At 60.2% G+C, this 22,908-nt stretch carries 21 protein-coding genes; 12 read left to right on the top strand and 9 right to left on the bottom strand.

The genetic code is table 11. From position 1 onward, the window contains the following. Both modB and modA read right to left on the bottom strand, forming a co-directional pair. Window positions 1–702 carry a molybdate ABC transporter permease subunit gene (gene modB, locus ACM62R_RS10360; protein WP_415183978.1) on the bottom strand — a complete coding sequence of 234 codons (702 nt, stop codon included), beginning with the start codon at window positions 700–702 and terminating at the stop codon, window positions 1–3. Beyond that, window positions 703–1,494 carry a molybdate ABC transporter substrate-binding protein gene (gene modA / locus ACM62R_RS10355; protein WP_415183977.1) on the bottom strand — a complete coding sequence of 264 codons (792 nt, stop codon included), beginning with the start codon at window positions 1,492–1,494 and terminating at the stop codon, window positions 703–705. A 196-nt stretch (window positions 1,495–1,690) separates the two neighbouring features. On the opposite strand from modA, the gene ACM62R_RS10350 reads away from it, so the two are divergent. Beyond that, on the top strand, window positions 1,691–2,950 hold the full coding sequence (locus ACM62R_RS10350) for an Hsp70 family protein (protein WP_415183976.1): 1,260 nt from the start codon (window positions 1,691–1,693) through the stop codon (window positions 2,948–2,950). Between the two features lie 47 nt (window positions 2,951–2,997). Here the strand turns inward: ACM62R_RS10350 and ACM62R_RS10345 are convergent, their stop codons facing one another. Beyond that, window positions 2,998–3,558 (bottom strand): YcbK family protein, encoded by a 561-nt coding sequence (locus tag ACM62R_RS10345; protein ID WP_415183975.1) that lies wholly within the window; start codon window positions 3,556–3,558, stop codon window positions 2,998–3,000. Between the two features lie 70 nt (window positions 3,559–3,628). On the opposite strand from ACM62R_RS10345, the gene ACM62R_RS10340 reads away from it, so the two are divergent. From ACM62R_RS10340 to ACM62R_RS10320, 5 genes are read left to right on the top strand one after another with little or no spacing between them, the layout of a single operon-like run. Continuing rightward, on the top strand, window positions 3,629–3,838 hold the full coding sequence (locus tag ACM62R_RS10340; protein ID WP_415183974.1) for a hypothetical protein: 210 nt from the start codon (window positions 3,629–3,631) through the stop codon (window positions 3,836–3,838). A gap of 25 nt (window positions 3,839–3,863) precedes the next feature. Further along, window positions 3,864–5,465, top strand: a complete 1,602-nt coding sequence (locus tag ACM62R_RS10335) for a L,D-transpeptidase family protein (protein WP_415183973.1) — start codon at window positions 3,864–3,866, stop codon at window positions 5,463–5,465. Window positions 5,466–5,509: 44 nt separating this feature from the next. Then, window positions 5,510–6,601: a UDP-3-O-(3-hydroxymyristoyl)glucosamine N-acyltransferase gene (locus ACM62R_RS10330; RefSeq protein ID WP_415183972.1), complete on the top strand. Its 1,092-nt coding sequence runs from the start codon at window positions 5,510–5,512 to the stop codon at window positions 6,599–6,601. Window positions 6,602–6,613: 12 nt separating this feature from the next. Continuing rightward, a complete protein-coding gene (locus tag ACM62R_RS10325; RefSeq protein ID WP_415183971.1) occupies window positions 6,614–6,877 on the top strand; it encodes an acyl carrier protein in 264 nt (87 codons plus the stop codon). Between the two features lie 9 nt (window positions 6,878–6,886). Then, complete coding sequence (locus ACM62R_RS10320) at window positions 6,887–8,095, top strand: beta-ketoacyl-[acyl-carrier-protein] synthase family protein (protein WP_415183970.1); 1,209 nt, start codon at window positions 6,887–6,889, stop codon at window positions 8,093–8,095. A gap of 56 nt (window positions 8,096–8,151) precedes the next feature. Here the strand turns inward: ACM62R_RS10320 and ACM62R_RS10315 are convergent, their stop codons facing one another. Beyond that, entirely contained in the window at window positions 8,152–8,820 is a 669-nt protein-coding gene (locus ACM62R_RS10315; protein ID WP_415183969.1) for an invasion associated locus B family protein, read from the bottom strand. A gap of 413 nt (window positions 8,821–9,233) precedes the next feature. On the opposite strand from ACM62R_RS10315, the gene ACM62R_RS10310 reads away from it, so the two are divergent. After that, window positions 9,234–10,772 carry a helicase HerA-like domain-containing protein gene (locus ACM62R_RS10310; RefSeq protein ID WP_415183968.1) on the top strand — a complete coding sequence of 513 codons (1,539 nt, stop codon included), beginning with the start codon at window positions 9,234–9,236 and terminating at the stop codon, window positions 10,770–10,772. Here the strand turns inward: ACM62R_RS10310 and ACM62R_RS10305 are convergent. After that, on the bottom strand, window positions 10,759–11,052 hold the full coding sequence (locus tag ACM62R_RS10305) for a DUF6477 family protein (RefSeq protein ID WP_415183967.1): 294 nt from the start codon (window positions 11,050–11,052) through the stop codon (window positions 10,759–10,761). The genes ACM62R_RS10310 and ACM62R_RS10305 overlap by 14 nt on opposite strands. A gap of 220 nt (window positions 11,053–11,272) precedes the next feature. Here ACM62R_RS10305 and ACM62R_RS10300 point away from each other — a divergent pair, with 220 nt between their 5' ends. Together ACM62R_RS10300 and lipA are read left to right on the top strand one after the other, a co-directional pair. Beyond that, on the top strand, window positions 11,273–12,391 hold the full coding sequence (locus tag ACM62R_RS10300) for a DUF6456 domain-containing protein (protein WP_415183966.1): 1,119 nt from the start codon (window positions 11,273–11,275) through the stop codon (window positions 12,389–12,391). 263 nt (window positions 12,392–12,654) lie between these two features. Then, a complete protein-coding gene (gene lipA / locus ACM62R_RS10295; protein WP_415183965.1) occupies window positions 12,655–13,605 on the top strand; it encodes a lipoyl synthase in 951 nt (316 codons plus the stop codon). A 433-nt stretch (window positions 13,606–14,038) separates the two neighbouring features. Here the strand turns inward: lipA and acnA are convergent, their stop codons facing one another. Further along, entirely contained in the window at window positions 14,039–16,795 is a 2,757-nt protein-coding gene (acnA, locus tag ACM62R_RS10290; RefSeq protein ID WP_415183964.1) for an aconitate hydratase AcnA, read from the bottom strand. 210 nt (window positions 16,796–17,005) lie between these two features. On the opposite strand from acnA, the gene ACM62R_RS10285 reads away from it, so the two are divergent. Next, a complete protein-coding gene (locus tag ACM62R_RS10285; protein WP_415183963.1) occupies window positions 17,006–17,851 on the top strand; it encodes a DUF1223 domain-containing protein in 846 nt (281 codons plus the stop codon). Window positions 17,852–17,899: 48 nt separating this feature from the next. Here the strand turns inward: ACM62R_RS10285 and ACM62R_RS10280 are convergent, their stop codons facing one another. The 3 genes from ACM62R_RS10280 to tkt are packed head-to-tail and all read right to left on the bottom strand — an operon-like array spanning window position 17,900 to window position 21,733. Continuing rightward, window positions 17,900–18,790: a lysophospholipid acyltransferase family protein gene (locus tag ACM62R_RS10280; protein ID WP_415184057.1), complete on the bottom strand. Its 891-nt coding sequence runs from the start codon at window positions 18,788–18,790 to the stop codon at window positions 17,900–17,902. A 7-nt stretch (window positions 18,791–18,797) separates the two neighbouring features. Beyond that, complete coding sequence (locus ACM62R_RS10275) at window positions 18,798–19,691, bottom strand: DMT family transporter (RefSeq protein WP_415183962.1); 894 nt, start codon at window positions 19,689–19,691, stop codon at window positions 18,798–18,800. A gap of 23 nt (window positions 19,692–19,714) precedes the next feature. Beyond that, window positions 19,715–21,733, bottom strand: coding sequence for a transketolase (gene tkt / locus ACM62R_RS10270; RefSeq protein ID WP_415183961.1), 2,019 nt, complete (start codon window positions 21,731–21,733; stop codon window positions 19,715–19,717). A 198-nt stretch (window positions 21,734–21,931) separates the two neighbouring features. On the opposite strand from tkt, the gene ACM62R_RS10265 reads away from it, so the two are divergent. Together ACM62R_RS10265 and ACM62R_RS10260 are read left to right on the top strand one after the other, a co-directional pair. Beyond that, entirely contained in the window at window positions 21,932–22,510 is a 579-nt protein-coding gene (locus tag ACM62R_RS10265; protein ID WP_415183960.1) for a hypothetical protein, read from the top strand. After that, window positions 22,503–22,880, top strand: coding sequence for a cell division protein ZapA (locus ACM62R_RS10260; protein ID WP_415183959.1), 378 nt, complete (start codon window positions 22,503–22,505; stop codon window positions 22,878–22,880). Before ACM62R_RS10265 ends, ACM62R_RS10260 begins: the two co-directional genes overlap by 8 nt. Window positions 22,881–22,908 lie beyond the last annotated feature (28 nt).

Below are 22,908 nucleotides of genomic sequence, written 5' to 3'. Positions count from 1 at the left end.
TCATCCCCCCGCGATCCGCCGCGCCACCCGGCGCGATACCAGTTCCGACAGCATCAACGCGGTCATGGCGATGATCAGTGAAACCACAACCAACCGTGCGGCGGATGCCTCGCCCCCCGGCACCTGCAAATAGGCGTAGATCGCTGAGGGCAGGGTCTGGGTTTGACCCGGAATGTTGGAAACAAAGGTGATTGTCGCGCCAAATTCGCCCATCGCCTTGGCAAAGGCCAAAATCGCCCCGGTAATGATGCCCGGCGCAATCAGCGGCAGAGTCACGGTGGCGAAAACCCATGCTCGGTTCGCACCAAGCGTGCCTGCGGCCTGTTCCAGCTTTGGGTCCACAGCCTCAAGCGCCAGCCGGATGGCGCGCACCATCAGCGGAAAGGCCATCACCGCCGCAGCCAGCGCCGCCCCGGTCCAGCGAAATGCGAACACGATGCCGAAGGTCTGGTCCAGAAAGGCGCCAACCGGCCCGCGCCGCCCAAAGGTCAGCAGCAGAAAATACCCGGTGACCACTGGCGGCAGAATTAACGGCAGATGTACGATCCCGTTCAACACCCCATGCCCCCAGAACCGTTTGCGCGCCAGTATCCAGGCTATCAGCACCCCGAATGGCAGGCTAAGCAGCGTCGCCCACAAGGAAACGCGCAGCGACAATGCCACCGCGCGCCATTCGTCAGGGGAAAGCCAATCAATCAACATTCACGGAACCAGAACAGAAAACCCCTGCTTTTCAAAGGTTGATTTTGCGTTCGGGGTGGTCAGCGCCGCAAAAAAAGCGGCCGCGGCGGGCTTGTCTTTGCCCGCGATCAGGGCGGCGGGGTAGATGATTGGCCTGTGGCTGTCGGCGGGAAAGGTTCCGATTATCGTTGAAGTGTTGCCTGCGTTCGCGTCTGCCACCGCGTCAGTCGCGTAAACGATACCAAAAGGCGCCTCACCGGTTGACACCAGCGCAAGGGCGGCGCGCACGTTTTCAGCTTGTGCCACCTGTGGTGCTACGCTTTCCCATAGGCCCAGATGGGTCAGCGCCTCTTTGCCGTATTGCCCGGCGGGAACCGAATCCACCATCGCCATCGCCAGTTTATCGCCACCCAGCAGCCCCAAAAGATCAAGGTTCGCGTCGATCACAACGGGGGCGACATCCGCGCCATGGGCCAGCAGGACAAGCGTGTTACCCAGCAGATCCGTCCGGCTATCGGGTTTAAGCAGGCCGTCCGCCTCTAGCACATCCATCCAATTGACCGCCGCCGAGATAAAGATATCGGCGGGCGCACCTTGCTGGATCTGCTTGGCCAGACCAGAGCTGCCGGCATAGGAAATGGCCAATGTGTCGCCGGTTTGTGCCTGCCAGTCGGCGGCAATCGCATCCAAGGCGTTCTTGAGACTTGCCGCAGCAAAAACGGTAATATCATCCGCCAGCGCCGGGGCAGCCAGAGGGGTTAGTGCGAATGCGCAAATCAGCATGGCACGGCGGGGCAGAAAGGGAAGGGTCATGGCTAGCTCTGTCTCCGATATGTTTCATTGTACATATCAAGTGGCGCAGCCAGGTAGCAAGCGATATTTTCTTGCAGAAATATCGAACCCGCCATATTCCCAGCCCATGCCGCAGCCCTTACCCGGCAGCACCGGCTTTACACCAGTGGTGCATCCCGTTAGCTAACGCTTTTCAGATTTGGGGCAGGCAGGTTTCATGCAGTTGACGTCTTGCGGGTTGGATTTCGGCACATCGAACTCGACCCTTGCAGTAACAAGCGCCGGAAAGGCGCGGCTGATCGCGCTAGAGGCGGGCCACCCGACAATTCCAAGTGCCGTTTTTTGGGATGCCGAGGGCGCAGCGCCGCTATTTGGCCGCGCGGCGATTGCCGCTTATACCAGCGGCGAAGACGGCCGCCTGATGCGCGGCCTGAAAAGCACGCTCGGGACGCCGCTCATCCATGAAAAAACGCGTATCGGGAACCGTGTCTTGACGTTTCAGGAAATTATCGGGCGTTTCTTTCAGCATATGCAGGCGCGCCTGATGGCAGAGACCGATGGAAGGATGTTGCCCGTGGTGTTGGGGCGACCCGTGCATTTTGTGGATGGCGACCCAAAAGCAGATGCCGCGGCGCAAGACGTGTTGCGCACGATTGCCCGGGCCCAGGGGTTCACCCAGATTGCCTTTCAGTATGAACCTATCGCGGCGGCATTGCACTACGAACAGGGTGTGTCGCGCGAAGAACTGGTGTTGATCGTCGATATCGGGGGCGGAACCTCTGATTTTTCGATCGTGCGGGTCGCCCCTGAGCGCGCCCGAAAAACCGACCGCCAGAGCGATATTCTGGCCAATGACGGAACGCACATCGGCGGCACCGACTTTGACAGGTTGTTGAGCCTTCGCGCAACGATGCCGCAATTGGGGCTCGGGTCAGAAAAAATCAACGGCAAGGGGCCGATGCCGCGCCACTATTTCATTGACCTTGCCACCTGGCACCGCATCAACCTGCTTTATACGGACCGGGCATTGGCAGATCTGAAGGCTTTGCGCAAGATTGCCGAGCAACCGAAACTATTGGGCAGAATGATTAGCGTTGTTGAAAAACGGCACGGTCATTCGCTTGCCATGGCTGCCGAGGCGGCCAAGATTGCCCTGGCAGAGGATGAACATGGGGTATTGCAGATTGCGCCCTTTACCGGCGGGCCAAATGTAAGGGTGCGCCGCGCCGCGTTCGAGCGGGTAATTGCGCCCGCCATAGCGCGGATCCAGGAAAAACTGTCAGAGGTGTTGACCCAGGCAGGATTGAACGCCGGCGACATCGGGACCGTGTTCATGACCGGCGGCTCCAGCAGCCTGCCGGTGTTGCGGGCCTCGGTTCAGGCGGTGCTGCCCGGGGTTCCCATTGCGACGGGGGATCTGTTGGGCAGTGTCGGTACGGGGCTGGCGCTGGACGGCGCGCGAAAGTTCGGGGGATAAGAAAAACGCCGCAAAAGCGGCGCTGTTTTCAAGTATTTTCTTTGATCTCAGCCTTTCCAGGTGCGGACTTGGCCGCAATCCATATGGACAAAGTTTGATCGTGCATATCGGCCAACGCCACCCGCGTGGCAGGCTGTGGCGGCCTGATAAATCTGCCCGACAGAGCGCGATTTCAGCCGCAGATCGGCCGCCTGACCGCGCATGTGCAAGGAATTTTTTGCCACACCACGCGAATGCGCACGCAGCGCCGCGTTTGTCTTGGGTGAGCGATACCCCGACAACATCATGTAAGGTTCATTCACGTCCATCAGCCGATGCGAGGCCGCAGCAATGTCAATCGTGCGCGGGTCGATTGCGATCACCTGGTTGGTCCGCCAATCGCGCATGAAGTGGTTGATTTCGTTCAGGGCTTCCTTGATGTATTTGCCCTCGATCCAATAGACCGTATCAAGGCTTTCACCGGTGCGCCCAGAGTACATGCGAATGCGTCGAATATCGCCAGCGCCTCTGAGGATTCCGAATGCGTTGGAGGTGCTGGGGGCCGCTGTGATCAGTGTTGCCGCGAAGGCACCCAAAAGGCCGCGCCGTGAGAGCGTCGTGATGGTCATGTGAGATCGCCTGTCCTGCTTCTTCTTTGCCGCCTTAACCTGGCGGCTTGACTGCAAATTCACCGTAAACTTGGCAACGTTATTACACGAAACGATTCTCGCGCCAACACCACAGTTGCAACAGATGGTCCCGCATCCTGAAAATCGGCAAAAACTTGCTCAAATCGGTGCGGTGCTGTTGCCGGGGCGCATCGCCTGTATTGCCGTTCTTGATGATGAACAAGGTAATCAGGCGCGCGCTATGGACAGTCAGCAGGTTTTGCCAGACCTTGGAACATAGGGAAAAACGGCGATCCGGAGAGATCATGGCGGGAATTTTGCGGTTTAAGGCTTGGGCTGCGGCGTGCGCGGTCGCGATTGTGCTGGTGTTGGCACCGGCAGATGCGCGCGCGCAGGTGTCTGGCTTCAACCAGGCAATCGCGGAAAGCGCGGCTTTGGACCCGGCTTTGGCGCAGTTTTACGCCGGGCGTGACTACCAGCCGATCTGGACGACAGAATCCGATGCGGTGCGGCGGGGCGCGTTTTTTGCGGCCCTTGCGGGTGCCGATAACCATGGGCTTCCCGCTAAACGCTATGACGCGGCGGGGTTGAAGGCGCGTTTTGGGGCGCTTCAGTCCGAACGTCAGCGCGGCCTGCTGGAGGTGGCGATGTCGGCCGCCTTTCTAAGCTACGCACAAGATATTCAGACCGGTGCGCTTGACCCGGTGCGGGTCGATCCGGGGATTGTGCGTGAAATTCCGCGCCGCGACCGGGAAAGCATCCTGACGGCTTTTGCTGCCTCGGACGCGGCCGAGTTCCTGCGGGGGCTGCCACCCAAGGCGCCGCAATACGCGCAACTGATGCGCGCCAAGCTGGATTTGGAACGGGCCATCGGGCAGGGTGGTTGGGGCGCGCCGGTTTCGGCCAAGGCCCTGCGCCCCGGTGATACTGGCGGCGCTGTAATTGCGCTTCGTAACCGATTGTTTGCAATGGGATACCTTTCCAGGTCCGCCGCTGCGTCTTTTGACGGCAACCTGCAAAAGGCAGTGCAGAAATTCCAGATGGACAATGGCCTGACTGCCGACGGTGTAGCCGGCGAGGGAACGTTGCTTGAGGTTAACCGGACCCCGCAAGAGCGGCTGCAATCGGTTATTGTGGCCATGGAACGGATGCGCTGGATGAACGGGGTGGATCTGGGCAAACGTCATATCTGGGTCAATCTGCCCGACTTCAGCGTCAGGGTTGTTGATAATGGCAAGGTGACGTTTGAATCGGTAACCGTGGTTGGCCAGAACATTCCTGACCGCCGCAGTCCCGAATTTTCGGATGAGATGGAAATGATGGTGGTCAACCCAAGCTGGAATGTTCCACGCTCGATCACTGTCAAGGAATATCTACCGATGATGCAGCGCAACGCCAATGCCGCGGGACATATCAAGGTGATCGACGGCCGTGGCCGGGTCGTGCCCCGTTCGGCCATTGATTTTGCGTCTTATACGGCGCGCAACTTTCCTTTTGCGATGAAACAGCCACCCTCTGATGGCAATGCGCTGGGGTTGGTGAAATTCCTGTTTCCGAATAAGTACAACATCTATTTGCACGACACTCCCTCCAAGTCCTTGTTCAACAAGGAAACACGAGCATTTTCACATGGTTGCATCCGCGTGGGGGACCCGTTTGATCTGGCCTATGTGTTGTTGTCTGCGCAAACCGACGACCCCGAGGGCGAGTTCAGGCGGCATCTGAACACCGGCCGGGAAACCACGATCATGCTTGAAAAACCGGTGCCCGTGCATCTGGTCTATTTTACCGCCTGGCCCACACCCAGAGGGCAAATTGAATATCGACGCGACGTTTATGGCCGTGATGGCCGGATTTTTGCGGCGCTGTCACACGCTGGGGTAGCAATGCCCGCCTTGGGGGATTAGATCAAAGACCGGGGAATTTTGCCCCAACGCACCCGAGGCCTGTCATGTCCTATACGATTGAGGAAATTGCCAAATCGCTTGGCGCCCGCGCCGAGGGCGATTTGACGATTTTAGTTGATGGTGCCGCTGAACCCGCGTCTGCCGGGCCGCGGCAACTGGCACTGGCGATGGACCCGAAATATGCTGCGGGTCTGGCACTGGGGGCGGCGCAGGCTGCGGTGCTTTGGGATGGTGCCGATTGGCGTGCACTGGGGCTTAGGGCGGCGATCTTTGTGGCGCGGCCGCGTCTGGCGATGGCCGGACTTAGCCGCGCGTTTGATCCGGGCCCCGACATTTCCGCGGGCGTGCATCCGACGGCGGTGATAGACGGCTCGGCGCGGATCGGGGCAGGGGCGGCGATTGGCCCGTTTGTGGTGATCGGGCGCGGTGCGGCTATTGGTGCGGGTGCGCGGATCGCAAGCCACGTCAGCATTGCCGAAGGCGCGCGGATCGGTGCCGATGCGCTGATCCTGCAAGGCGCGAAAATTGGCGCAGGGGTGCAGATCGGTGACCGTTTCATTTGCCAGCCGGGCGCGGTGATCGGCGCGGACGGCTTTTCCTTTGTGACGCCGGAGAAATCCGGGGTCGAAGAGATCCGCGAAACCCTGGGCGAGCGTGACCAGATCCAGCAACAAAGCTGGACCCGAATTCACAGCCTCGGCACCGTCGTGATTGGTGACGATGTGGAACTGGGGGCCAATGCAACGATCGACCGTGGCACGGTCAGGGCCACCTCGGTCGGGTCGGGAACAAAGATGGATAACCTTGTGCACATCGGCCACAACGTGCAGATCGGGTGCGATTGTCTGCTGTGCGGCCAGGTCGGAATTGCCGGGTCAAGCCGGATTGGCGACCGCGTGGTACTGGCCGGGCAGTGCGGCGTTTCGGATAATATTTTTGTCGGTGATGATGTCATCGCCGGCGGTGCGACCAAGATTTTCACCAACGCACCCGCCGGGCGCGTGTTGCTGGGCTATCCGGCGTTGAAGATGGAAAGCCATGTCGAGGCGTGGAAAAACATCCGCCGACTGGGAAGATTGTTTGCGCAGGTTGCAGAACTGCGGGAAGTTGTTGCCAAACTAGGCCAGAAAGGCTGAGCGGAGAAAGACATGAGCGAGAGCATTAAAGAAAAAATCATTGCGATCATTGCCGAAGAGGCCGTTCTGGAGCCAGGTCAGGTGCGCCCGGACATGACGTTGGAGGATCTGGGGATCGACAGTCTGGGGTTGGTCGAATCCATCTTCAAGATCGAAGAAGCCTTTGATATCTCAGTGCCTTTCAATGCGAATGAACCGGCACAGAACGAATTTGATATCTCGTCCGTGGCGGCCATCGTGTCGGCGGTCGAGGCGCTTGTGCGCGCCCGCGTTTAAGACCCGCCGATGAAACGGGTTGTCATAACCGGGGCGGGCACGGTGAATGCGCTGGCGCAAGACGTGCCGCAAACCTTGGTGGCGCTGCGCGAGGGGCGCAGCGGTATCGGGCCGCTGGAGTTTCGCGATGTAGAGCGGCTGTCGATCCAGATTGGCGCGCAGGTCAAAGGCTGGCAGCCCGAGGCACATTTTGAGCGGCAGAAACTTGGGTTTCTGGACCGTTTTGCGCAATTTGCGCTGGTGGCGGCGCGGCAGGCAGTGGCGCAGTCGGGGCTGGATCTGACCGGCGATCTGGGCGACCGCGCGGGTGTGGTTCTGGGCACGGCGGGGGGCGGTGTCGGCACTTGGGATGACAGCTACCGCGCGGTTTACGCCGAGGGCAAGAACCGGGTGCATCCGTTTGTGGTGCCAAAGCTGATGAACAACGCCGCCGTCAGCCATGTCAGTATAGAGTTTGGCCTGCGCGGCCCGGCGTTTTCGGTGGCCACCGCATGCGCCAGTTCAAACCACGCGATGGGGCTTGGCTTTCAGATGGTGCGCTCAGGTGCTGCACCCGTGATGCTGGTCGGCGGCGCCGAGGCGATGCTGTGCTTTGGCGGGGTCAAGGCGTGGGAGGGGTTGCGCGTCATGTCAAGCGACGCTTGCCGTCCGTTTAGCGCCAACCGCAATGGCATGGTGCAGGGCGAGGGGGCGGGCGTCTTTGTCTTTGAAGACTACGACCATGCCCGCGCCCGCGGGGCTGCTATTTTGGCCGAGGTCGCGGGGTTTCACATGTGCTCGGACGCGGGGGATATCGTCATGCCCTCGGTCGATGGGGCGGCGCGGGCAATTGCTGGCGCGCTGAAGGATGCGGGGCTGGCGCCCGAGGCGGTGGGTTATATCAATGCCCACGGCACCGGTACAGCGGCGAACGATAAAACCGAAAGCGCCGCAATTCACCGGGTTTTTGGCCCTGCGGCAAGGCAGGTTCATGTTTCATCCACAAAGGCCGCCCACGGGCACTGCATCGGCGGAACCGGCGCGGTTGAGGTGCTGGCCTGTTTGCTGGCGCTGAATGAGGGGGTGATAGCGCCCACGCTGAACCATCAGGAATTTGACCCCGAGTGTGACCTTGACGTGGTGCCAAACACCGCGCGCGAGGTGCGGGTAGATGCGGTCTTGTCAAATGCCTTTGCCTTTGGCGGGCTGAATGCGGTTTTGGCGCTGAAAAAGGTCTAAACAGCAAACGCCGCCCGGCCTTGGGCGGCGTTCCTTGGCAGGCCCGGTGTAGGCCGTTATTTATTGTCGGCGTTTGCCTTCGTCACCGCGTCATAGGCGGCGGTGAACCCCGAAAGCGACAAGGTCATTTCAACCTTTTGATCGGGGGCAACTGCGGGCACCACGGTCAGCATCGCCTTTTTGCCCTTCTTGAAGCCGTCGACATCGGCCTGGGTAAAACCGATACGGGAAAAACAGCCGGTCGTGTTGCAGAAGGTAAAGGGATAGACCTTGGCTGGCGCGGTATCAATTTGCAGTGTGACCTGCTGGGTAAGCAGCGTTTCCAGCGGCGTCACGATGGTGGCACCTGCGGCGGCTTTTTGACCGGCGGGCAGGGCGAAAATGCTGATATCGGCTACGCTACCGCCTTGGGCATCCTTCAGGATCTGATAGATCTGGCAGGGGTCGTTGCCGTCTTGGGTGCGAATGCACTGCAATTTCCAGTCGCCAAAGGTTTCGGCGGTATAGGTCGTGCCAACGCCATCGGGGGCATCCGCGGTCGTACCCAGCGACAGGTCAGCCGGGGCATCCGTAGCCGTCGTGTCAGCGGCCGTCGCGTCAGTTGCCGGGGTCTCTGTCGTGGTTGTATCGGTGGCGGGGGGCGTTGTCGCCTCTTGCGCGAAGGCCGACGTTGCCAACCCCAGTGCAAGGGCAATCACCAAGGGCTTCGTGAGGTCTACAATCATTTCTCATCCATCCTGAACGGGTTACGGACCCCCGATTAGCACGGCGCAGCGCGAGTGTCAGCGCCCAATAAAGTGCAAAGCCTCTATAATGCGGCGGATTTTGGCCACGAAGGCGTGATATGACGGCGTTTATGGAAAAAGGGCCCCCGAAAGGACCCTTTCCCTTTTTTCCCTGTCGGACTGGCCGACTTCGTCATTGAGGGGACGCTACCCGTCAATATTCATTCCGTCAACAGGCTTTTTACAAGCGTTTAAAATATTGAATACTAAGAAAAAAGCCGCGCCAAAGAGAGGCGGCGGGTTGCCTGCCGCAAAAGCCCGGTTCGGGCCAAAGAAAGCGAACCCCGGCAGAATGGATACTGGCGCCATTTGACTAAAATAGTATTGTTGTGTTGCGCAAAGTGGAGTTGGGAATGAGTGACATGCTGACCGAAGGCGGGATATTTGTAGGCGGTGGCGGCGAAAATTATGCCACTCCGCAAGAGTTGTTGATGAAATACGGCAACCGACACGGGCTGATTGCGGGCGCAACCGGAACTGGAAAGACCGTCACCCTTCAGATTTTGGCCGAAGCGTTTTCCAGCGCCGGGGTGCCGGTGTTTCTGTCTGACGTAAAGGGCGATCTGGCGGGGTTGGCACTGCCTGGATCTGCCAGCGCAAAGCTGCACGACGCGTTCCAGAAGCGGGCCGATACAATTGGATACAACCTGCAATATCGCGGGTTTCCGGTGACGTTCTGGGACTTGTTTGCGCAAAAAGGGCATCCGGTGCGCACCACTGTTTCAGAGATGGGGCCACTGCTTTTGGCGCGGCTTATGGGGCTGTCCGAGGCGCAAGAGGGGGTCTTGAACATCGCCTTTCGGATCGCTGACGAAGAAGAGTTACCGATTCTTGATATGAAGGATCTGCGGGCGATGCTGGTGTTCATCGGTCAGAATGCCGATGAGATAACCCTGCGTTATGGTAATGTCGCATCTGCAACCGTGGGGGCCATTCAACGCCATCTTCTGGTGTTGGAAAACCAGGGCGGCACCCAATTTTTTGGCGAGCCAGCGCTGGAACTGGCTGATATGATGAGCGTGTCCGAGGATGGCCGGGGGCGGGTCAATATTCTGGCGGCCGACCAGTTGATGTCGTCGCCCCGGCTTTATGCGACATTCTTGCTCTGGCTCTTGTCTGAGCTGTTTGAAGAGCTGCCCGAAGTTGGCGACCCTGATATACCAAAGTTCGTTTTCTTCTTTGACGAGGCGCACCTGCTGTTTGACGATGCCCCCAAGGCGCTGGTCGACAAGGTGGAACAGGTGGCGCGGCTGATCCGCTCAAAGGGGGTGGGGGTTTATTTCATCACTCAAAACCCCGGCGATGTGCCCGATCGGATCTTGTCGCAATTGGGCAACCGGGTGCAACATGCCCTTCGCGCATTTACGGCCAGGGATCAAAAGGATCTTTCTCGCGCTGCGCAGAACTACCGCGCCAACCCGCGCTTTGATACGGAAACAGCGATCAAAGAGGTTGGCACGGGCGAGGCCGTGACATCGTTTTTGCAAGCAAAGGGCGTGCCGGGAATAGTAGAGCGCACCTTGGTACGCCCCCCCGCCAGCCGTCTTGGTGTGATTACCGCCCAAGAGCGGGACGTGATCATGCAATCTTCGCCGTTCGGGGTGAAATATGGGCAGGCGCTGGACCGCGAGTCGGCCTATGAGAAATTGGCAGCGCGGGCAAAAGCCGCCGCAGCCGAAGTTACCGAAAACCAAAGTGACCTTGGTGAATTCAACAATGCGCGCCGCTTTGCCCCCGCCAGCAGCACCGTAAAACCACAGGCCCGCAGCCCCCGGTCGCGGTCAGATACGATGGCCGAGGCGTTTGGCAAAAGCTTCATGCGGCAGTTGGGCACGAAATCCGGGCAGGCACTGGTGCGTGGCGTGTTGGGATCCTTGTTCAAGTCACGTTGAGCGGCGGCGGCAACAGCCGCGCCTCACCCATCAGGGCTATCAGAATCTCGATATGGCGCGTCAGGCTGTAACCTGCCCCGCCCTCACGGCGGCACCCATCAAGGCGCGCCTCTTCGGTGATCAACTCGACCAATGCCCGTTCTGGCCGTGGTGGTGTCGGCAGGCGCAAAAGACGGCGCAGGTCGCGGTTTCGGTTGTAATCCGTCAGGCCAAAGCGCGCGGCACTGATCAAAAGGCGCGGGCGGCGCAGGTCGGAAATCAGGCTTATCAGATCAGTCATGGCGTATCCTTTCACAGGGTTTCGCCATGCAATTTACTCAACCTATGAGGGCGTTGCGCATTTTAGATAAATACCGTCCGCCGCGTTTGATGATATTTATCATTTTTAAACAATTATCGGGATCGTTCTATTTATTAACGAACAGGTAACGAAAGCAACCGACGGTTGCGCGCTGTCGAAGACGCGGCGCACCCTGCGCCGTGGATCTCTGGGGGAATGAATGACGATACCATTTACGGCATCCGCGGCCTTGCCCGCGTGGCTGCCTGATTGCGCACGCCTATACCTGCGCCATGTTGAAGAGGGCATACCGATCCGCCAACTGGCGCGCACCGAGGGCTGCCACGCCTCGACCGTGTTGCGCCGTGTCCGCCGGGTAGAGTCGCGCCGCGATGACCCGCTGATTGATGAGTTGCTCTCAGATCTGGCAAAACCCACCACCCTGCGACCCGCTACGCCCATTGCTGAAAAGGAAAATCCGCCCATGTCCGCACCGATCCGCAAAGCCGAAATGCAAGCCGACGATTCCGAAATCCAGTACGAGGCCCGCCGCATACTGCGCCGCCTGACGGAACCGGGGGCGCTGTTGGTTGTCGCGGGCGATCTTGACAAGGCGGTGGTGTTGAAGGGCACGGTGCGTACCGCTGTGGTCGCGCGCACCGTGGCGCAGGCTTTCGCCCTGAATGACTGGATCGAGGTTGCACATTCCGGGCGGATCATCAGCTATGCGATCAGCACCACCGGCCGTGCTGCGTTGCGCCGCATGCTGGACGAGGACAATGCCACCCGTGCAGGCGGGTTGACCGAGGCGCCGCGCGAGCATGAAAACCCTTATGCAGATCAACACCGGCACTGGGCCACACGTCTTGACCCCGAGGGCGGTAATAAACGGCTGCGTGCCAACCTTGCCGAAAGCCCGTTGGGCCTGTTGGCGCGGCGCCGTGACAAGGATGGCGCGCCCTTTCTGCCCGCCGACCTGGTTGCCGCAGGCGAGCGCTTGCGCGAAGATTTTGAACTGGCGCAGATGGGGCCACGCGTAGCCCAGAATTGGGAACGTTTCATGACCGGCGGTGGTCGCGGCCAATACCGTGAAAACGCGGGGCCGGGCGGCGGATCAGGCCGCGCGCGAGACCGCGTTGCCTTGGCCCTGCGTGATCTGGGGCCGGGGCTGGGGGATATGGTGCTGCGTTGCTGTTGTTTTCTCGAAGGGTTGGAGGCCGCTGAAAAGCGCTTGGGTTGGTCTGCGCGTTCGGGCAAGATCGTTCTGCGTATCGCGCTGATCCGGCTTAAACGCCATTATGACGAAACCTATGGCGGTGCCGCCCCCTTGATCGGCTAGGGCAGGGGTAAGCCCCCCTTATTTCGCGAGAAATCAGCACGCGGGGGTGGCCCCCCGCGATGCCTTTGGCCATTCCACGGGGTGCAATTGCTACCAGCCTACTACATCCGATGACAGGGACACCTGGCCAAGCGGCCCTACCTCGCAGCAAAGATTGTCTCACCCGGTTCGAACACGTCTGATATCGTGTTTGCGTAAGGTTGCCTTGGCCCCGGTTTGCGATTATCTGGGTAAATAACGCCACGTCAGGGGGGGACATTCCCGTGCGAGACCTCAAGATACCCGGCCAACGTCACCCCGAAAAGGCACATAAGCCGGATCAGGCGCAGCCGAAAAAACCCGATTGGATTCGCGTCAAGGCGCCGACCTCGCAAGGGTATAAGGAAACGCGCGATATCCTCAAAACCAATAAATTGGTTACCGTCTGCGAAGAGGCGGGCTGCCCCAACGTTGGTGAGTGCTGGAGCGCGGGCCACGCCACAATGATGATCATGGGTGACATCTGCACCCGCGGGTGCAGCTTTTGCAATATTGCAACCGGCAAGCCCAAATCGCTTGATGTATTCGAACCCGGGCGTGTCGCCCATGCGGTGGCGACGCTGGGGCTGAAACATGTGGTCATTACCAGTGTTGACCGCGACGATCTGGAAGACGGCGGGGCCGAACATTTCTGCCAGACGATCCGCGCCATCCGCCACCGCGCACCCGGAACAACGATTGAAATCCTGACCCCTGATTTTCTGAAATGCCCGGCCGAGGCGCTGGAAAAGGTGGTCGAGGCGCAACCCGACGTGTTCAACCACAACCTTGAGACCGTACCGGGTCTTTACCCCTCGGTCCGGCCCGGCGCGCGCTATTTCCACAGCTTGCGGCTGTTGCAGCGGGTAAAGGAACTGGACCCGAGAATGTTCACCAAATCGGGCATAATGGTAGGGCTTGGCGAAGATATGCAGGGCGTGAAACAGGTGATGGACGATATGCGCGCGGCCGATGTCGATTTTCTGACCATCGGGCAATATCTGCAACCTACCCCAAAACATCATAAGGTGGACCGCTTCGTGACGCCGGATGAATTCAAAACCTATGAGGCATCTGCCTATGGAAAGGGATTCTTGATGGTTTCAGCGACCCCGCTGACACGGTCGTCTTATCACGCAGGAAGCGATTTTGCGCGCCTGCGTGCGGCACGGCTGGAAAAGCTGGGCCATAACTGACGCTGGCTTTGGCCGAACTTTGGGCCACCTCTGCCAGAGGCGGCCCAAAGCAGAGCGCCCCCCCGTCGCAAAAGACTGTTTTTTGCAAGAAAATATCGCGGGCGCCGGGGGAAGGTGATCTGCGGCGCAAAATATAACAGGTTGCCATGATCCTTTAATGGAAGTGGCGTTCTGGCGCACCCCGCCAAAGCCATTCCTGATCCTCCGGCCCACAGGCGCCTTTGCCTGCCCACCGCAACCTTGGCCTTACCAGATACATCGCCTCTAAAAGCAGAGGGCACATTCCATGCGAACTCTACACGGGCGATGTGGTTCGCGGGTGCCGAAGGGATCAACCTTTGGTAAACTAAAGGCGCTACAGGCAGGAATTCCCCGCGCCCCAAATCAAAAAGCCCCGGACCGGTCCGGGGCTTTTCGTTCAGGATTCAGCCAATCACGCCTTGGCGAGGTTGCGCAGCACGTAGTGGAGCACGCCGCCATTCTCAAGGTATTCGATCTCGACTTCGGTATCGATCCGGCTTTTTACTTGGATCGTTTTCGTTGTGCCGTCCGCATATTGGATCGTGCAGGGAACCACGCTTAGCGGTTCGATATCCCCTTCCAGCCCTTCAATACTGACAACTTCGTCCCCTTTGAGGTTCAGAGATTTGCGGGTCTCGCCGTCTGTAAACTCAAACGGGATGACACCCATCCCGATCAGGTTCGAGCGGTGGATCCGTTCAAACGACTCGGCAATCACCGCCTTGACGCCCAGCAGGTTGGTGCCCTTGGCCGCCCAGTCACGGCTGGAACCCGCGCCGTATTCGATACCGCCAAAGATGACCAACGGGATGCCCGCGTCCTGATACTCCATCGCGGCGTCAAAGATCGAGGTTTGCGCCCCGTCCGGCCCTTTGGTGTAGCCGCCTTCAACCCCGTCCAGCATCTCGTTCTTGATGCGGATATTGGCAAAGGTGCCGCGCATCATGACCTCATGGTTACCCCGACGTGAGCCGTAGCTGTTGAAGTCCTTGGGGGCCACCTGACGTTCGGTCAGATAGCGGCCTGCGGGTGTCGTTGGCTTGAACGATCCAGCCGGGCTGATGTGGTCGGTGGTAATCATATCGCCCAAAAGTGCAAGGATACGCGCATCTTTGACGTTAGTGATCGTCCCGGCGTCAAGCGTCATCCCCTGGAAATAAGGCGGGTTTTGGATGTAGGTCGAGTTGGCTGGCCAGTCATAGGTTTCACTGTCCACGACATCAACCGCCTGCCATAGCGCATCGCCCTTGAAGACATCGGCGTATTTCGTCTGGAAGGCTTCGCGCGTTACGGTTGCGTCGACCAGATCCGCGATCTCTTTCGTAGTTGGCCAGATGTCTTTCAAAAACACCTCTTTGCCGTCTTTCGAAATTCCGATCGGATCTTTCGTGAGGTTGATGTTCAGATCGCCCGCAATCGCATAAGCCACCACCAAAGGCGGCGACGCAAGGTAGTTGGCGCGCACATCCGGGCTGATCCGGCCCTCAAAGTTGCGGTTTCCCGACAGGACGGCGGCGGCAACCAGGTCATTTTCATGGATGGCCTTGGTAATTTCGGGGTCGCTTAACGGGCCCGAGTTACCGATACAGGTGGTGCAGCCAAAGCCGACAAGGTTGAACCCGATCGCGTCCAGATCCTCTTGCAGACCGGCGGCCTCCAGATACTGCGCCACGACCTGAGAGCCGGGCGCGAGCGAGGTCTTGACCCAAGGCTTGCGGGTCAGGCCAAGGGCGCGCGCCTTGCGGGCCACCAGACCGGCCCCGATCATCACATAGGGGTTGGAGGTGTTGGTACATGAGGTAATCGCGGCGATCACCACCGAGCCATCGCGGATCGTGTAATCGGCGCCCTTGACCTCGGCGGTCTTGCGAACATCAGTCGGCGCTTCCAACACACCACCACCTTCAGCGCCCATGTGCGAGGCACCGTTAGAGATGTCTATCCCGCGGTAATCGGCCACGACCTTGTAAAAGCCACGCGCAGATTCGGTAAGCGTCACATAGTCCTGCGGGCGCTTGGGCCCCGAGATGGCGGGAACGATCTCTCCCATGTCTAGCGACAGCGTCGAGGTGTAGATCGGGTTGTAATCCGCGTCGCGCCACATGCCGTTTTCTTTGGCATAGGCTTCGACCAGGGCGATCCGGTCCTCATCACGGCCGGTGTTGCGCAGGTAACGCAGCGTTTCGTTGTCGATCGGGAAGAAGCCGCAGGTGGCGCCGTATTCAGGCGACATGTTGCCGATTGTTGCGCGGTCTGCCAACGGCAGATGGTCCAGCCCTTCGCCGTAGAACTCGACAAATTTACCGACAACGCCATGTTTGCGAAGCATTTGCACGACCTTCAGCACGAGGTCGGTGGCGGTGGTGCCCTCGACCATCTTGCCGGTCAGTTTGAAGCCCACAACCTCGGGGATCAGCATGGAAATCGGCTGGCCCAGCATCGCGGCCTCGGCCTCGATGCCGCCCACGCCCCAGCCCAGAACGGCAAGGCCGTTGACCATGGTGGTGTGGCTGTCAGTCCCAACCAGCGTATCGGGGTAGGCCACCTCTTCGCCGCTTTGATCGGTATCTGACCAGATGGTTTTGGACAGGTATTCAAGGTTCACCTGATGGCAGATACCGGTACCGGGCGGCACCACGCGGAAGTTGTTAAAGGCGTGTTGGCCCCATTTCAGGAACTGGTAGCGTTCCATGTTCCGCTCGTATTCCAGCTCCACGTTGCGCTGGAAGGCGCGCGGGGTGCCAAATTCGTCGATCATCACCGAATGGTCGATGACCAGATCCACAGGAACCTGCGGGTTGATCTTTTTGGCGTCGCCGCCCAACGCCTTGATCCCGTCACGCATCGCGGCAAGGTCAACCACGGCCGGCACGCCGGTAAAGTCCTGCATCAGCACCCGCGCCGGGCGATAGGCAATCTCACGCGGGTTCTTGCCGCCATTGGTGGCCCATTCGCCAAACGCCTTGATGTCGTCAACCGACACCGTAAAGCCGCCGTCTTCAAACCGCAGCATGTTTTCCAAAATGACCTTGAGCGAAGCGGGCAGCTTCGAAAAATCCCCCAAGCCCGCAGCCTGTGCGGCGGGAATTGAGTAATAGGCAATGTTCTTGCCGCCAGCCGTTAGCGAACGGCGGGTTTTGGCGGTATCTTTTCCGGTGACGATGGGCATGATGGCCTCCCTTGCAGATGATAGGGGTGTCGCTGCATATGGTAATGCCGCATCGTGAGGCACCAATCAAGGGGGGCACGGCAATTTGTATACCATTGCACACAGAAAATGATACCGAAACCCGATGCCGCCTGGCAATCGCAAAACCTTGATTGGCAAAGGCAAGCATTGCGGCTTACCAAAGAGGTCACTTTGAGGGAAAGAAGCGACATGAAACGCGCAATCTTATGCGCAGCCATCGGCGGGTGGCTTGCGACGGCCGGTTTGGCCGAGGCGCAGGTAGCGCCGATTGAGGCGGATCAAAATATCCAAACGGCCGAGCAGGATGCTGCCAGCGCCGAAGCTGTCAGCATCGCGCGCGCGGCCGCGGCACTGATTGCGCCAAAACTACCTGCACCCGAACCCAGCCCGGTTGTGGTTGAGCTTTTCACATCGCAAGGATGTTCATCCTGCCCGCCGGCGGATGCATTGCTGGCCGATATGTCGACGCGAAAAGATGTGATCGCGCTGGCGCTGCATGTTGATTACTGGGACTATCTGGGGTGGGAAGACCCGTTTGCGCAACCCGCTTTTACAGCCCGGCAAAAGGCCTATGCCCGTGCGGCAGGGGAACGCACGATCTATACCCCGCAGATGATCGTGGACGGCGCCGATACGTTGGTGGCACCGCGCGCGGCTGATTTGTCGGCGCTGATCGCGGCCCATGCAGCCGGGCCTGACCCGGTCGCGGTGCGCCTTCGCCCCGAGGGTGGCAAGATCGTCGTTGATCTTAGCGCCGATCCGCCGCTGACCACCCCGGCCGTGATTCAGATCGTGCGGTATACCCCCTCGACGCGGGTCGAGATCGTGCGCGGTGAAAATGCGGGGCGTGAACTGGATTATGCCAATGTCGTCAAGGCGTGGCATGCCGTTGCAGATTGGGACGGGCGCGGGCCGCTGACATTGACTGTCACGCTTGATGGCGCGGATCCGGCGGTGCTGATCGTGCAAACTGCGCGACCGGGCAAATCTGCCCCGCTTCCCGGCGCCATCCTTGCCGCCGCGCGGTTGAACTGACCTGACCTGACCTGACCGTAGCCTGCCAGCCCTGCAATTTCCGTTCAATTAGCTGCGTTTGCGGCCCTTCCAGCGCCGATGCACCCAGAACCATTGGTCCATATGGCCGCGCACCAGGGCCTCCAGGCTGTCATTCAGCGTTTGCGTCATTGCTTCGGTGCTGGCTATGGGCACCGGTGCCTCGACCCGGATCTGAAAATCAAGTCCGTTCGGTTGGCGGATACCATAGATCGGAATCAGCAGCGCATCATATTTCAGCGCCAACTCTGCCGCCGATAACGCGGTTTGTGCCGACAGGCCGAAAAACGTCAACGCCGCGCCATGACCCACATGCTGATCAGAGACGATGCCCAGCATTCCGCCCGATTTCAGGAACCGGACCATTTCCGTCAGACCCCGTTTGCCGCGTGGAAACAAGGGTTTACCCAACCGCTCGATCGCCTGAATGTAATGGGCGTCAAACAGGCGGTTCTTCATCGGCTTGTAAAGCCCACCCACAGGATAGCCGCGCGCGATAAGGGCGGCGCGGGCGACGTCGTAATTGCCAAAATGCCCGGTTGCCAGAATGACGGGGCGACCCGCCTCACGAGCGGCTTGCAGTGCCGCGGCACCGGGGCCGTCCAACGGGATGTTCTTCACCCGGTCGATGAATTCCTGACCCGAATAAATCTCGGCCAGGGTGCGGCCCAGATTGTCGGGCACCGCGCGGGCCAGACGGGCCACTTCGGCAGATGGCAGATCCGGCCGCGCAAGGGCCAGATTGTCACGCACCCGCCGGGTGTAGCCCAGCAGCGGCGATAGCAGCCGTGACACGATCCAGCCGGTTATCGGCACGCGAAAGCGGTAAGGTAGCGCCAGCATCAGCCCTATCAGCGCGCGAAACGCGCCATTGCTCAGCCGGTCGGCCAGCGTCGGGGGGGTGGTGGTTTTGCTCATCAGGTCCGTGTCAATGCGCAGATCTTGCCGCAGCTTTTTCCCTTGCCCAGACATAAAGCCCTGCGCCGACGATCACAAGCGCGCCGACGACCGTCCAGCGGTCAGGCAACTGATTAAAGAACATCCACCCCCAGAAGCTGGAAAAGATCAGCCCCGCATAGCCGAAAGGCGCCAGCGTGCCCGCCTCGGTCAGGGTGAAGGCGCGGATCAACAGCGCCTGCCCAAGCGCCCCGCAAAGCCCCAGCGCCACGAACAGCCACAGATCGCCCAGTGCTACCGGCTGCCAAAACAGCGGCACCGCCAGCGTGCTGAGAACGGTGCCCACCAGTGCCGACCACAGCATCGAGGTCGCAATGCTTTCGGTGCGCAGCACCCGCGTCAGCAGCGCCCCCGCAGCATAGGTAAACGCCCCCGCCAGCGCCAAAAGGGCGGCCGGGTCCATCACGCCAGCACCGGGGCGCAAAATGATCATCGCGCCGCAAAACGCCACCGCAATGCCGATCAGGCGCCGTGGCCCCAGCCGCTCACCCAAAAAAAGCGCCGCGCCAAGCGTGATGAGCACCGGGTTCAGGTCTAACAGCGCCGCAGCCTCGGCCAACCCGATAGAACGGATCGATATGAAAAATAGCACCACCGTGGCAACTTGGGTCAGTGCGCGCAGCAGTTGCACCCGTGGTTGCCGCGTGATCAGCAGACGCGGTAGCCGCGTGCGAAAGATCAACGCGAGGATCAACGCGTTGACCACAAACCGCGCCCAGACCACTTGCGCCGGATGATAGCGCGTCCCCAGATGCTTGGCCGTCGCATCCATCAGCGCAAATGCCAAAAGCGCCGCCAACAGGATCAGCACACCGCGCCCGCTTGGGGCTATAATCGCAGAAGGGGCCGGATCCGGCCCCTTCATGTTTATCGGGTCGGGCTCTGCGCTCACAGCAGCGATTTGACCTTGGCGACCACAGCCTCTGGGGTGATGCCGAATTCTGCGTAAAGCTGATCTGCCGGGGCCGAGGCGCCAAAACCCTCCATCCCGACGAAACCTGCCTTGGCCTCACGGCCCCGCTCGCCCAGAAGGTAGCGATCCCAAGGCTGGCGCACGGCGGCCTCAACGGCGACGCGCACGGTGCCTGCGGGCAGAACGCGGCGGCGGTAGGTTTCTTCCTGCGCCGCAAACAGCTCCATACAGGGCATTGACACAACCCGCGTCCCGATCGCTTCGGCCTGAAGCAGATCACGGGCTTTCAGCGCGATTTCCACCTCGGAACCGGTCGCCATCAAGATCACCTGACGCTTGCCCGCAGCCTCTTCCAGCACATAGCCCCCCTTGGCTGTCAGGTTCTGGTTGGTGTGGGTCTTGCGCAGCAGGGGCAGGTTCTGGCGCGACAGGGCCAGAACCGACGGCGTGGTCTTGGTGGTCAGCGCCAGTTCCCACGCCTCGGCGGTTTCCACCACATCGGCGGGGCGGAAGGTCCAGGTGTTGGGCGTGGCGCGGCAGATCGCCAGATGCTCGACCGGCTGGTGGGTCGGGCCGTCTTCGCCCAGCCCGATGCTGTCATGCGTCATGACATAGACCGCAGGCACCCCCATCAGTGCAGATAGACGCATCGCGCCACGCGCATAGTCGGTAAAGCAAAAGAACGTGCCGCCATAGGGACGCGAACCGCCGTGCAGCCAGATCCCGTTCATCGCTGCCGCCATGCCATGTTCGCGAATCCCGTAATGGATATAGCGCCCGGCGCGGTTTTCCGCGTTGAACAGGCCCATACCGGCGGTTTGGGTCAGGTTGGAGCCGGTCAAGTCAGCAGAGCCGCCCAGCGTTTCCGGCATCACCGGGTTTACTGCCGCCAGCACCATCTCGCTTGCCTTGCGGGTGGCCACCTTGGGCGCCTTTTCGGTTACGTCTTTTTTGAAAGCGCGGATCGCGGTGGCCAGTTTCTTTGGCGCGTCGCCGGCCATCTGACGCTCAAACTCGGCGCGTTTGTTGGCGGGCAGGGCGGCTTGACGGGCCTCCCATTCGGCACGGGACGCGGCACCGCGCGCGCCGATCTTTTCCCACGCCGCCTTGATGTCGGCCGGAATTACGAAAGACGCATGCGGCCAGCCATAAGCGGCCTTGGTCGCGGTGATTTCATCGTCTCCCAAGGGCGAGCCGTGGGCCGAATTGGTATCCGCCTTTTGCGGGCTGCCAAAACCGATGATGGTCTTGCAATCAATGAACACCGGACGGTCCGAGCCTTTTGCCAGCGTCATGGCACGGTCGATATCGTCGGGGTCGTGCCCATCGCAGTGCAGCACAGTCCAACCGGCCGCGGCAAAGCGTGCGCGTTGGTCGGTGATGTCGGACATGGTGACACGCCCGTCGATGGTGATGTTGTTATTGTCCCAAAGAACGATCAACTTTGACAGCTTTTGCATGCCGGCAAGGCCGATCGCCTCGTGGCTGATCCCCTCCATCAGGCAGCCGTCACCCGCGATGACCCAAGTACGGTGGTCTTGCACCTTGGCGCCAAAGCGTGCCTGAAGCGACTGTTCGGCCATTGCAAAACCAACGGCATTGGCGATGCCCTGACCCAAGGGCCCCGTGGTGGTCTCTACCGCGTCAATCAAGAAGTTTTCGGGATGGCCCGCGGTCAGCGCGCCCCACTGGCGGAAATTCTTGATCTGGTCCAGCGTAACCTGCTTGTCACCCATCAGGTAAAGCAGCGCATAGATCAGCATGGAGCCGTGGCCCGCAGACAAGATAAAGCGGTCGCGGTCGGCCCATCGGGGCGCAGAGACATCAAATTTCAGATGCTTTTGAAACAGCACTGTCGCGACATCGGCCATACCCATCGGCATGCCGGGATGGCCGGATTTGGCGGCCTGAACCGAATCCATCGCCAACGCCCGAATGGCGGTGGCCAGCGACCAGTGATTGGCGTGTTTGGCGCGAAGCGTGGCGATATCCAAGGGGTGGACCTTTCGGTTGTCAGAATTGGGTTTCCCCCCTGATAACAGGCCCGCGCCGAAGATCAAGCGCGCGCCCCAAGCCATTGATGCAAAAGGGGGGGCGCAAAGCCCTACAGCATTGGGTAAGATCAGGAACAAGGCGGGGGTGCTGATTCGCATCCCCTGAAACGGCAACCGGAAGAGCCGGAGGCAGGCAGAATGAGCGATTTGGCTGAATATGAACGCCGCATCAGCTATGCGCTGGCGCGGATTGGTAAAGGGGTCGAGGCAATCAACGCCCGTGTCGCCGCTGGCGTGGCCCGGCCGGCAGAGCCCGTTGTAGAGAACCTCGCCCCTGAAACGGGCCCGGACATACCCCCCGATGAAGGCGCGCTGACCGAATTGCGCGATGCGCTCGAGGCTGAACGCGATGCCAATGCACAGCTTTCCGAACGGGTCCGTGCGATCCGCGAAAAGCAGGAAACCACGCTCGCCTCGCTGGAACGCAAACTGGCGGCTGCAACAAAGGGGCTGGACGAGGCCAACCACGAACTGGTGCGGATCAAACACGCCAACACCGAACTTGCCGCCGTGAACCGTGATCTGACAGACGCCGCCCGCGATGGCTTGGCGGACCCGGAACTGATCAACCGCGCGATGCAGGTCGAACTGGAAAGCCTGCGTGCCGGGCGCGATGCGGAAATTGCAGAATTGGATGGGCTTTTGGGCGCGTTGGAGCCGCTATTGTCAACCTTGCCACAATCTGGCCCGCAACCATCGGAGGGCGATCATGCCTGAGCTGAAAATCTCTGTTGGTGGACGCGAATTCGATGTGGCCTGTCAGGAGGGCGAAGAACATTTTCTGCGCTCGGCTGCGGCGATGCTGGATACAGAGGCGTCAGTACTGCTTGGACAGATTGGCAGGATCCCTGAAACCCGGATGTTGCTGATGTCTGGCCTGATGCTGGCCGATAAAACCGCCGGGCTGGAAGATCAGCTGCGCAGCGCCCTTGCCCGCGCCAAAACCGCCGAAGCCGCGCTAAGCGAAGCCCAGGCAAACCCGACGCGCGTAGAAGTGCCGGTGATCCCCGTTGAAGTCACCGATACCCTGGCCGAAATTGCCGCCCGTGCCGAAGCGTTGGCGGATCGGGTGGAAGAAAGCCTCTAGGTTATTTTCATAACCCAAACGCCCCGCC

Source organism: Phaeovulum sp. (assembly GCF_047638075.1).
In the GTDB taxonomy this organism is placed as follows: Bacteria; Pseudomonadota; Alphaproteobacteria; order Rhodobacterales; family Rhodobacteraceae; genus UBA6197.
Note: the sequence above shows the minus strand (reverse complement) of the source record. Positions and strands in the feature narration are given on the sequence as shown.